Annotated in this window: 8 protein-coding genes; 2 read left to right on the top strand and 6 right to left on the bottom strand. The window is 72.9% G+C overall.

Going from position 1 to position 10,993, the window contains the following annotated elements:
* The coding region (locus QRT05_RS05005) for a PKD domain-containing protein (protein WP_289445841.1) at nucleotides 1-1,833 on the top strand (1,833 nt) is incomplete at its 5' end.
* 52 nt (nucleotides 1,834-1,885) lie between these two features.
* Here QRT05_RS05005 and QRT05_RS15525 read toward each other — a convergent pair.
* On the bottom strand, nucleotides 1,886-2,143 hold the full coding sequence (locus QRT05_RS15525) for a DapH/DapD/GlmU-related protein (protein ID WP_407650310.1): 258 nt from the start codon (nucleotides 2,141-2,143) through the stop codon (nucleotides 1,886-1,888).
* Nucleotides 2,144-2,608: 465 nt separating this feature from the next.
* On the opposite strand from QRT05_RS15525, the gene QRT05_RS04995 reads away from it, so the two are divergent.
* Nucleotides 2,609-4,693, top strand: coding sequence for an acyltransferase family protein (locus tag QRT05_RS04995; RefSeq protein WP_289445839.1), 2,085 nt, complete (start codon nucleotides 2,609-2,611; stop codon nucleotides 4,691-4,693).
* Nucleotides 4,694-4,958: 265 nt separating this feature from the next.
* Here the strand turns inward: QRT05_RS04995 and QRT05_RS04990 are convergent, their stop codons facing one another.
* The 5 genes from QRT05_RS04990 to glmU form a co-directional block, all read right to left on the bottom strand.
* Nucleotides 4,959-6,488 carry a sugar transferase gene (locus QRT05_RS04990; protein ID WP_289445838.1) on the bottom strand — a complete coding sequence of 510 codons (1,530 nt, stop codon included), beginning with the start codon at nucleotides 6,486-6,488 and terminating at the stop codon, nucleotides 4,959-4,961.
* Between the two features lie 159 nt (nucleotides 6,489-6,647).
* Nucleotides 6,648-7,265, bottom strand: a complete 618-nt coding sequence (gene pth, locus QRT05_RS04985; protein WP_289445837.1) for an aminoacyl-tRNA hydrolase — start codon at nucleotides 7,263-7,265, stop codon at nucleotides 6,648-6,650.
* Between the two features lie 73 nt (nucleotides 7,266-7,338).
* A complete protein-coding gene (locus tag QRT05_RS04980) occupies nucleotides 7,339-7,968 on the bottom strand; it encodes a 50S ribosomal protein L25/general stress protein Ctc (protein ID WP_289445836.1) in 630 nt (209 codons plus the stop codon).
* A 272-nt stretch (nucleotides 7,969-8,240) separates the two neighbouring features.
* Nucleotides 8,241-9,227 (bottom strand): ribose-phosphate diphosphokinase, encoded by a 987-nt coding sequence (locus tag QRT05_RS04975; protein WP_289445835.1) that lies wholly within the window; start codon nucleotides 9,225-9,227, stop codon nucleotides 8,241-8,243.
* The gene (gene glmU / locus QRT05_RS04970) at nucleotides 9,224-10,849 is read right to left on the bottom strand and encodes a bifunctional UDP-N-acetylglucosamine diphosphorylase/glucosamine-1-phosphate N-acetyltransferase GlmU (RefSeq protein WP_289445834.1); all 1,626 of its coding nucleotides are present in this window, start codon (nucleotides 10,847-10,849) and stop codon (nucleotides 9,224-9,226) included. The genes QRT05_RS04975 and glmU overlap by 4 nt, the downstream gene beginning before the upstream one ends.
* Between the last annotated feature and the right edge of the window lie 144 nt (nucleotides 10,850-10,993).

Here is a 10,993-nt window from a genome sequence, read left to right as displayed (position 1 = left end):
GGCTCCACCGGCACGGGCGTGACCCCCCAGCACACCTACGCCGCGGCCGGCACCTACACCGTCGGCCTCACCGTGACCGACGACGAGGGCGCCAAGCACTCCACGAGCGCCCAGGTCACCGTCCGGGTGCCCAACGTGGCCCCCGTCGCGGCGATGACCTCCAAGGTCACCGACCTCGCCGTCGCGTTCGACGCCACCGGCTCGCGCGACTCCGACGGCACGATCGCCTCCTACGCCTGGACCTTCGGCGACGGCTCCACCGGCACGGGCGTGACCCCCCAGCACACCTACGCCGCGGCCGGCACCTACACCGTCGGCCTCACCGTGACCGACGACGAGGGCGCCAAGCACTCCACGAGCGCCCAGGTCACCGTCAAGGCGCCCGCGCCGCAGTACCAGACCATCGCGGCCGACACGTTCTCGGCCAGCCGGACCAACGGCTGGGGCGCCGCGCAGACCGGCGGCACGTGGACGCACGCCGGGCTCATCGGCAACTACTCCACCTCGGGCGGCACGGCTCGCCAGCTCGTGAGCACCGCGGGCTCCACCCGGACCAGCGAGCTGCACGACGTCTCCTCGACGGATTCCGACCTGCGGGTCACCGTCGCCGTGGACAAGGCGCAGTCCGGCTCCGGCACGCAGCTGAACTTCTGGGCGCGCAAGGTGGGCAACTACACCTACGGCGCACGCATCAAGCTCACGGCGGACGGCAAGGCGACCCTGCTGGCCCAGGAGAACTCGACGACGATCGCGTCCGCCGCGATCGGCACGTACACCCCCGGGACCAAGCTCAACGTCCGCGTGCAGGCCACGGGCACCAACCCGACGACCGTGCGCGCCAAGGCGTGGGCCGCCGGCACCACCGAGCCCTCCGCCTGGCAGGTCAGCCAGACGAGCTCGGCCGTGGGTGCGCAGAGCGCCGGCTCGATCGGCCTGAGCGCCTACGTCGCGAGCAACGTCACGGCCGCACCGGTGACCGTCTCGTACAGCAACCTGTCCGTGGTCTCGGAGGCCTCGTCCGTGGGTGACGGCACCGTCGCGCCCCGTCCGACGCCCCCGGGGATGCCCGGGGCCGACTCCACCGGCGTCCCGCAGGGCACCGCGATCGCGAAGGTGCACGAGGGCAACCTCGTCATCGACAAGGCCGGCACCGTCATCGACGGCTGGGACATCCGTGGCTACGTCTCGATCAAGGCGAAGGACGTCGTGATCAGGAACTCCTACATCCGCGGCCCCCTGGTCCCCGAGAAGAACGACCTCGTCCGGGTCCAGAACAACGCCTACTCGGTCACCATCGAGGACTCCACGCTCGCCGCGCAGACCAAGAGCCCCGACGTCGACGGCGTCAAGGGCTGGAACTTCACGCTGCGCCGGGTGGACATCTCCAACGTGATCGACCCCGTGCACATCCACGGCAGCAACGTGCTGATCGAGGACTCGTGGCTGCACGACAACGCGCACTACTACAACGACCCCAACTGGAACGGCGGCCCGAGCCACAGCGACTCGATCCAGATCCAGGGCGGCGACAACATCGTGATCCGCAACTCCACGATCACGGGTTCGAAGAACGCGGCGATCATGGTGACCCAGGGCACCGGCCCGGTGTCCAACCTGTCCGTGACCGGCAACTACCTGGATGACGGTGCGTGCACCCTCAACATCTCCGAGGCGGCCTCCGGTTCGCCCACGGGCGTGACGGTGGCGAGCAACACGTTCGGCCGCGGCCAGCAGTACGCCAACTGCGCGGTGCGCATCCCCAGCGCGTACAGCCTGGACCTGCGGGGCAACGTCTACGAGGACGGGGCTGCGGTCACCCGCACCAACATCTGACCGCCTCCGACGTCGGACCCGTCCCGCTGCTGCGGGGCGGGTCCTCGTCGTCTCACTGGAAGGGCAGGTGCGTGCCCAGCTCGTAGGTCAGGTCGCGCGAGCGTGTGCCGATCTCACGGGCGGGGACGCCGCCGACGATCGTGTACGGAGCGACGTCGCGCACCACCACCGCGCCGGCCGCGACCACGGCGCCCTCACCGATCGTCACGCCGGGCAGGACCGTCGCGCGGCTGGCGACGTACGCGCGGTCCTCGATGACCACGGGCGCCCCGGTCGCACGGAAGCCGGCGTCCTGGGGGTCGTGCTCCATGGTGAAGATGTGCACGTGGCCGCCGATGTTCACGTTGCGGCCGATGGTGAGGCGCTTGCGGCCGTCGAGGAAGCAGTCGTTGCCCACCACTGAGCGCTCGCCCAGCGACACGCCCTCCGGCGCGAAGAAAACCGCACGCCAGTGCACCACCGCACCCGGCGCGAGCCGCATCCCGAGGCGGCGGTAGACGGCGTGCCGCAGCGCGAGCACCGGCACCCGCCCCACCAGGAAGGCGACGTAGAGGCGTGCGCCCTGTCGATAGCGCTTGAGCGACGTCATGGCAGTCCTTGTCTCGGAGGTGCTCATCGTGCCGGGCCGCTGCCCGGGGCGTCCATCGGCCCGCGCACCGGACAGCGGGCGAAATCCGGACGATCCGCCCCGGTCGCCGCTGGTCGCCTGTAGCGTTTCGATCTCGCGCGCGGCTCCGTGGTGCGTGCGTGCCGGGACCGCGACGGGAGGCCTCAGGTGAGCGTCACCACCAGCCCGTCACCGCTGCGAGCCCCCGAGCTGACCCGCGCGGTGCGTCCCGAGATCCAGGCCCTGCGCGCGGGCGCGGTGCTCCTGGTGCTCGCCTTCCACGTCGCTCCGCAGGGGCTGCCCGGCGGGTACATCGGCGTCGACGTCTTCTTCGTCATCTCCGGCTACCTCATCACCGCGCACATCGCGCGTCCGCTGCGCGCAGGGACGTTCACGTTCGGGGGGTTCTACGCCCGACGAGCGGTGCGCCTGCTGCCCGCGGCGATGCTCGTGCTGCTCGTGACGCTGGTGGGCACGTGGCTGTTCGTGCCCCGCACGCTGTGGCCGACGTTCGGCGAGCAGATCTCGGCGAGCGCGGTGTACGTGGAGAACTGGGTGCTGGCGGGCAACGCCACCAACTACTCCGCCCCGGCTGCCGGGGTCAGCCCCGTGCAGCACTTCTGGTCGCTCTCCGCCGAGGAGCAGTTCTACCTCGCCTGGCCGGCGCTGCTGGTCCTGGGCCAGCTCATCGCGGTCCGGGTGCGCCGGTGGCGGCGCGCCTACCTGCTGGTGCTGGGCCCGCTCGCGCTCGCCTCGCTCGCCTGGTCGGTCTACGCGACCGCGCACGAGCCCGCCTCCGCGTACTTCGCCACGACGACGCGCGCGTGGGAGTTCGCCGCGGGCGGCCTGCTCTGGCTGGTGGTGCACCGACTCGAGGTGCTGCCGGACCGGCTGCTCGCGGCGGCGAGCTGGGCCGGGATCCTGCTCATCGGGTACGCCGCGTTCACGTTCGACGCCGCGACGCCCTTCCCCGGCTGGCTCGCGATCCTGCCCGTGCTGGGCACCTGCCTCATCATCGCCGCGCGTTCGCCCCGCGCCCGATGGAGCCCCTCCGCGCTGATGGCGTGGCGCCCCGTGCAGTCGACGGGCGACATGTCCTACGCGCTGTACCTGTGGCACTGGCCCCTGATCGTGCTGCTCCCCTACGCCGCGGGCGCCTCGCTCGGGCTGCGCGGACGTGCGCTGGCCGTGCTCGTCGCGGTGCCGCTCGCCTACGTCACGCGCCGGTTCGTCGAGGTCCCCGTGCTCGCGGCATACCGCCCCACGGGGGGCTCCTTCTGGCGGCGCAAGTCGACCGTCGCGCTCGCCGTCGTGTCGGCGATCGCGGTGGTCGCGGTGCCGGCGCACGCCATGAACGTGCGCGTCGAGCAGGAGAAGGCCGACGCCTGGGTGGCGCTCGACGCGGCGCTCGCGGCACCGGGTCCGTGCTTCGGAGCGGCCGCGATGGCACCCGGCAGCGGCTGCGCCGAGCCGGCCGCGGCCGACCCGACCGCGGGTGTGCTGCCGGACCCGGTGATCGCCGAGTCCGACGACTTCGGCATCGAGCACGCCGGCTGCCAGATCCGGGGCCAGGTGACGGCGGCCGTCACCTGCACGTTCGGCGCGCCCGGTGGCACGCCCGTGGCGATCGTGGGCGACTCGCACGCGGCGCAGTGGACGCCCGCGCTCGCCAAGGTCGCGTCCGAGCGCGGCTGGCAGCTCACCACCTACCTCCGCTCGGGGTGCCCGCTGTCGGCGACCCCGCCGGCCGGCGGGGGCGCGACCAAGCAGGCGTGCGCCGTCTGGCAGGGCAACGTGCTCGACGCGGTCGAGCGCGGCGGCTACCACTACGTGTTCACCTCGGCTCTGTCCAGCACGCAGTACCGGGGCGGCGACGCGGTGGGCGGGTTCGTCGACGCGTGGCAGCGGATCGGCGCGAGCGGCGCGAAGGTCGTCGTGCTGCGCGACAACCCGGACCCCACCGCGGCGGGCATCGAGGCGACGCCCGTGTGCGTCGCCGAGCGCGGGGCGGCGGCGTGCGCCACGGCCGAGCGGACGACGCTGCGGCCCGACCCGTTGGTCACCGCGGCCCAGGCCTCTCCCGAGGTCGGGGTGGTGGACCTGACCGCCTCCTTCTGCGCGAGCGGGACCTGCCCGGCGGTCATCGGCGGCGTGCTGGTCTACCACCTGAACCAGCACGTGACGATGACCTACATGGAGACGCTGGTGCCCGCGCTCGACGCCGCGATCGAGAGCACGCTCGCCGCGAGCTGACACCGGCGAAGCGGCCAGGAGTGCCGGGCTCCCCGGACAATCGCGCCGCCCGAGGCCCGAGCTGGCCCGCGCCGCCCGAGGCCCGAGTTGCCCCGACCCGCGGCCCCGCCCGCTGGTCGTCACCCCGATGCCTGGGCCGTCGCGCCGCCCGGCCCGGCCCCAGAGCCCCCGGCGTGTGTGTGGCGGGCGACGCGCCGCGCTCTCCTCGCCCCCCGCAGCCCCGAGGCGGAACGCCTCGACCGCTCAGCTCACGCGCGGCGGGCGCTCAGTACGCGCCGGACCCCGTGAGCACGGCGCGGCCGGTCTTCCACAGGATCATGAGGTCCATGGCGACCGACCAGTTGTCCACGTACCGCAGGTCGAGGCGCACGGCCTCGTCCCACTCGAGGTCGGAGCGCCCGCTGACCTGCCAGAGGCCGGTGAGCCCGGGCTTGACGCACAGCCGGCGGTGCACCTCGTCCTCGTACGCGCCGACCTCGACCTCGAGCGGGGGACGCGGGCCCACGAGCGACATGTCACCGCGCACCACGTTCCACAGCTGAGGGAGCTCGTCGAGCGAGTACTTGCGCAGGAAACGGCCGACCGGGGTCACCCGCGGGTCCTTGCGCAGCTTGAACAGCAGCCCCGCACCTTCGTTCTCCGCCATGAGCGCGTCGCGGCGCTCGTCCGCGTCGACGTACATCGTGCGCAGCTTCCAGATCGTGAACGGCTTGCCGTCCACCCCCACGCGCGTCTGGCGGAAGAACGCGGGCCCGCTCGACGTGAGGCGAACGGCCACGGCGGCGCCGGCGACCACCGGGAGCAGCACGAGCCCGGCGAGGACCGCGAGGGAGACGTCGATGATCGACTTGGCGACGAGCCGCCGACGCGGCGTGTCCACCTCGACCTCGAGCAGCGAGAGGCCCGCGGTGGGGCGCACAGACAGGCGCGGGCCCGACACCTCGACGATGTCCGGGGCGACGACCATGTGCGCACCCGCGCGGCCGAGCGCCCAGGAGAGGCGACGCAGCGCGTCCCCGCTCAGGCTCGAGCCCGTGATGATGACGACCTCGGCGGCGCGGTCGGCGACCACCTGGACGACGTCGGCGACGGCGCCCACCACGGGCACGCCCGCGATGTCGTCGATGCCGTCCCCCGACTGCAGGCACAGGCCGTCGATGCGGTACCCGTGGTGGGGCGCCGCGGTGAGGTCCGCGATCACACGCTGCACCGACGTCGGGTCTCCGACGACGAGCGTGCTGCGCATGGCCGCGCCGGCGCGCCGCGCCTCGTGGAGCCGGCGCCGGCGCGCGTAGCGGACGAGGCAGGAGGCGGCCGCGACGAGCGGCACGCCGAGGAACACGGCCTCGCGCGGCACAGCCGCCTTGAAGAGGAAGGCGTACCCCACCAGGGCGACCGCCACCAGGGAGGCCGCGCGCAGCACGGCCTGGAACTCCCCAGGCCCGTCCCCGAGCCGGTCGCGCGCGTACCCGCCGCTGGCGGCAGCCATCGCGGTGAACAGGGCGGCGCCTGCCAGGCCGGCGAGCGCCGCCTGGCCGAGGGGGAGGTAGCCGACCGCGACGGCGTACCCCGCGATGCCGGCGATCGTCGCGTCCACCGTCGCGGTGACCGCGGCGTACTGGTGGCCCACGGCGCGCCAGGCGCTCGCGCGGCGCCGGCCGGCGACGTTGAACACCGTCTTGCGCGGCTCGAAGGGCTGCATGGACGCCCAGGACCGGCGGGGCTCGCGTGCCCTGCTGCGACGCTCGAACTCGTCCCCCGACCACAGCACGCCACGATCCGCGGTGAGCGTCATGTGTACTTCCCCCAACGTGAATCCGACGAGATCGTCGTGGACTAGTCGGAGGTTATACGTCCGGGTCTGTACTGATCAGTACGATCTGTCCGATTTCACCCTGTTCGCCAGGACTTCACCCTCGGAAGGGTGACGTGGCGCCGCCGGTGTGGGAAGGTCCTACGCCTTGGTGTGGAAGCGGAGCTGAGCGGCCTCGAGGCCGGCGGTCACCACGAGCTCGACCGCGTCGGCCGCGGCGTCCACCAACCAGGCGAGGTCCTTGCGCTCCGCCGCGGGGAAGTCGCGCAGCACGTAGTCGGCGGCGTCCATGCGGCCCGGGGGCCGCCCGACGCCCACGCGGACGCGGAGGTAGTCCTTGGTGCCGAGCGCCTTGGTGGTGTCCCGCAGCCCGTTGTGCCCCCCCTCGCCGCCGCCGCGCTTGAGCCGCACGTCGGCGAACGGGATGTCGAGCTCGTCGTGCACCATCACCACCTTCTCGGGCGGCACGTCGTAGTACCGCGCGAGGGCCGCGACCGGGCCACCGGAGACGTTCATGTAGGTGGTGGGCTTGGCCAGCACCACGCGAGGGCCGGGCGCACCGCCGGGCAGCACGCCGAGCCGCACGTCCGCCGTGACCGCCTGCGGGCGCCGGCCCAGCAGCCCGCCCGACGAGCCGAACGAGGCCGAGCCACGGCGCGCCAGCTCGTCGAGGACCATGTGGCCCACGTTGTGCCGGTTGCCCGCGTACTGGGCCCCGGGGTTGCCGAGCCCGACGACGAGCCAGGGTCCCTCACTCACGAGTCCTCCTCGATGCGCAGACGACGACGCCCGGCACCGTTCGAGACGGTACCGGGCGTCGAGGGGGTCAGGCTCAGGCGTCGCCCTCGGCGGCGGCGGCCGACGCGGCCGACTGCGCGGCGGCGATGTCGGCGGCGGCCTCCTCGGCGGCGACGTCCGCGGCGGACGCCTGCGGGACCGTGATCGTCACGATGATCGTGTCGGGCTCGGTCACCAGCGTCGCGCCCTTGGGCAGCTCGACCTCGCCGGCGGTGATCGTGGAGCCGGCAGCGGCGCCCTCGATCGACACGTCGACGTGCTGCGGCAGGTGCGTGGCCTCAGCCTCGAGCGCCAGGGACTGGATGTCCACGAGGTGGATGGTGCCGGGGGCCGACTCGCCGACGACGTTGACGGGGACCTCGACGGAGACCTTCTCGCCCTTCTTCACGATGAGCAGGTCGACGTGCTCGATCGTGTTCTTGACGACGTCACGCTGGACGTCCTTGGTGATCGCGAGCGTGGTCTTCCCGTCGAGCTCGATGGCGAACAGGGCGTTGGCCTGCTTCACGGCGAGCATCGTGGCGTGGCCCGGGAGGGCGACGTGCAGCGGGTCCGAGCCGTGCCCGTAGAGCACCGCGGGGATCTGGTCGGCGCGGCGCAGGCGGCGCGCGGCGCCCTTACCGAACTCGGTGCGGGTGGTGGCGGCAAGCTTGATCTCGGACACGATGACTCCCAGGAGCAGACGACGAGTGAGGCGCCGGGACGGCGCGATGATGGCGACAAGCGGTTCACGATGTGGTGGCCTCGACGCGGGGCGCAGGACGGACTGGCGCACGCACGGAGGCGTTCACCCTGTCGATCACGGACGGGGTGCGGCCTCGTGGCCGTCCGTCGTCCCTCGCCGAGGCAACTTGCCGATCTTACCTGCTGGCGGGCGGGACGAGAAACCCTCGGGCGTGCGACGACTGCCACACGCCCGAGGGTCTCGGGAGAAGGTCAGGCGTTGCCGTCGAACAGCGACGTGACCGACCCGTCGTCGAAGACCTCGCGGATGGCGCGGGCCACGAGCGGGGCGATCGAGAGCACCGTCAGCTTCTCGAACCGCTTGTCGTCCTCGATCGGCAGCGTGTCGGTGATGACCACCTCGCGCGCGCCGCACTCCTGCAGCCGGTCCACGGCCGGGTCCGAGAGGATGCCGTGCGTCGCCGCGACGATGACGTCCTTGGCGCCGGCCTCCATGAGCACGCGCACCGCCTCGGAGATGGTGCCGGCCGTGTCGATGAGGTCGTCGACCAGCACGCACGAGCGGCCCTCGACGTCACCGACGACGCGGTTGGCCACCGCCTTGTTGGGGCTCCGCACGTCGCGCGTCTTGTGCACGAAGGCGAGCGGCCCGCCGCCCAGCTTGGCGGCCCACTGCTCGGCCACGCGGATGCGGCCGGCGTCCGGCGACACGACGGTGACGTTGGAGACGTCGACGCGCGAGCGCACGTAGTCCACCAGGATCGGCATGGCCCACAGGTGGTCCACCGGCCCGTCGAAGAAGCCCTGGATCTGCGCGGTGTGCAGGTCGACGCTCATGATGCGGTCGGCGCCCGCCGTGCGGAACATGTCCGAGATGAGGCGGGCCGAGATCGGCTCGCGGCCCCGGCTCTTCTTGTCCTGGCGCGCGTACCCGTAGAACGGCGCCACCACGGTGATCGTCTTGGCCGAGGCGCGCTTGAGGGCGTCGACCATGAGCAGCTGCTCCATGATCCACTGGTTGATCACGGGCGAGGCGTGCGACTGCAGCACGAAGGCGTCCGCACCGCGCACGGACTCGCCGAAGCGGGTGTAGATCTCCCCGTTGGCGAAGTCGTAGGTGGTGGTCGGGAGCAGCTCGATGCCCAGCTCGTCGGCAACCTGCACGCCCAGCTCGGGGTGCGCACGTCCGGAGACCAGGACCAGCCGCTTCTCTCCGTCGTGGGAGACGATCCCGGTCATCGCACATCCTTCGTGGTCGTGCCGGCGTCCGCCGGCGGGGTGGTCCGCGGTGTCTCGGGGAAGTCGGGCGGCGGCGTCACGGGGATCCCGCGGGCGGCCGTGGCGGCACGCTCACGCTCCGCGCGCGCCTGGGGCGACAGCTCGTCGGGCGCACCCGCGGCGATCGCGGCTGCGGTGCCGGGACGCGCGCGCGCCACCCAGCCCTCGATGTTGCGCTGGGCGCCCGCGCTCACGCCGAGGGCACCCGAGGGCACGTCGCGCCGGATCACCGAGCCGGCGCCCGTGTACGCACCGTCGCCCACCGTGACGGGAGCGACGAACATGTTGTCCGCGCCCGTGCGGGCGTGCGAGCCGATCGTCGTGCGGTGCTTGTGCACGCCGTCGTAGTTCACGGTGACCGAGGCGGCGCCGATGTTGGTGCCCTCGCCGATGGTCGCGTCCCCGATGTAGGACAGGTGCGGCACCTTGGAGCCGGCGCCGATCTGCGCGTTCTTGGTCTCGACGAACGTGCCGATCTTCCCCTTCTCGCCCAGGTCCGTGCCCGGTCGCAGCAGCGCGAACGGGCCGACGGTGGCTCCCGCACCCACCACGGCGAGCGTCCCCACGGTGCGCGTCACGGTGGCCCCGGGGCCCACCTCGACATCGGTGAGAGTGGTGTCCGGGCCGACGGTCGCGCCCTCGCGGACCACGGTCGCGCCGTGCAGCTGCGTGCCCGGCAGCACGGTGACGTCGCGCTCGAGCTCGACGTCGACGTCGATCCACGTGGTCGCGGGGTCGATCACCGTGACGCCCTCGCGCATCCAGTCCTCGACGATGCGGCGGTTGTACTCGCGCGCGAGCACCGAGAGCTGCACGCGGTCGTTGACGCCCTCGACGACGAAGGGGTCGTCGGTGCGCAGCGCGCGGACGTGGCCGCCGTCCTCGCGGGCCAGCGCCAGCACGTCGGTCAGGTAGACCTCGCCCTGCGCGTTGTCGCGGCCCAGCCGCCCGAGCGCGCTGCGCAGCACCGTGGCGTCGAAGACGTAGATGGAGGAGTTGATCTCGCGGATCTCGCGCTGGTCGTCGGAGGCGTCCTTGTGCTCGACGATGCCGACGACGTCGCCCGTGCCCGGCTCGCGCAGGATCCGGCCGTAGCCGGTCGCGTCGGCGACCTCGGTGGTCAGGACCGTGACCGCGTTCTGGTCCTCGTGGTGCGCGGCGAGCAGCTCGCCCAGCGTGCCCGCGTCCAGCAGCGGGACGTCACCCGCGACGACGACGATCGCGCCGGTCAGCAGCGCAGCCGCGGCCGACCCGGGGGTCGAGCCGTCCGCGGAGTCGGCCTGCGCCGCGCCGTCGAGCCGTGTCATGGCCACCTGGACCGCGCGGCCCGTTCCCGGGATGTCGTCCTGGTCGGCGAGCAGCGCGGCGGCGTCGATCTCGGCGATGTGCGCGGCGACGCGCTCGCGCTCGTGCCGGACCACCACCACGACGCGCTCCGGCTCCAGGCCGCGGGCCGCGGCGAGCGCGTGGCCCACCATCGACCGCCCGGCGAGCGTGTGCAGGACCTTGGGGGTGGCCGAGCGCATCCGTGTGCCTTCACCAGCGGCGAGGACGATGACGGCGGCTGGGCGGGGATACGTCACCTTCGGGGTGCTCCTCGCGGGTCTGCCCGCACGTGCGGGCTGCGGTTCCGTGCGCGCGCCCACTCTACCGTCGCGCGCGGGCGGGGTCCGACGGGACAGGGGTCCCACCTCTTGTCCCGGTGGTCCCCATCGACCTGCACACAC

Source organism: Cellulomonas edaphi (assembly GCF_030362815.1).
GTDB classification, from domain to species: Bacteria; Actinomycetota; Actinomycetes; order Actinomycetales; family Cellulomonadaceae; genus Cellulomonas; species Cellulomonas edaphi.
This window is presented reverse-complemented; position numbering and strand designations above follow the sequence as displayed.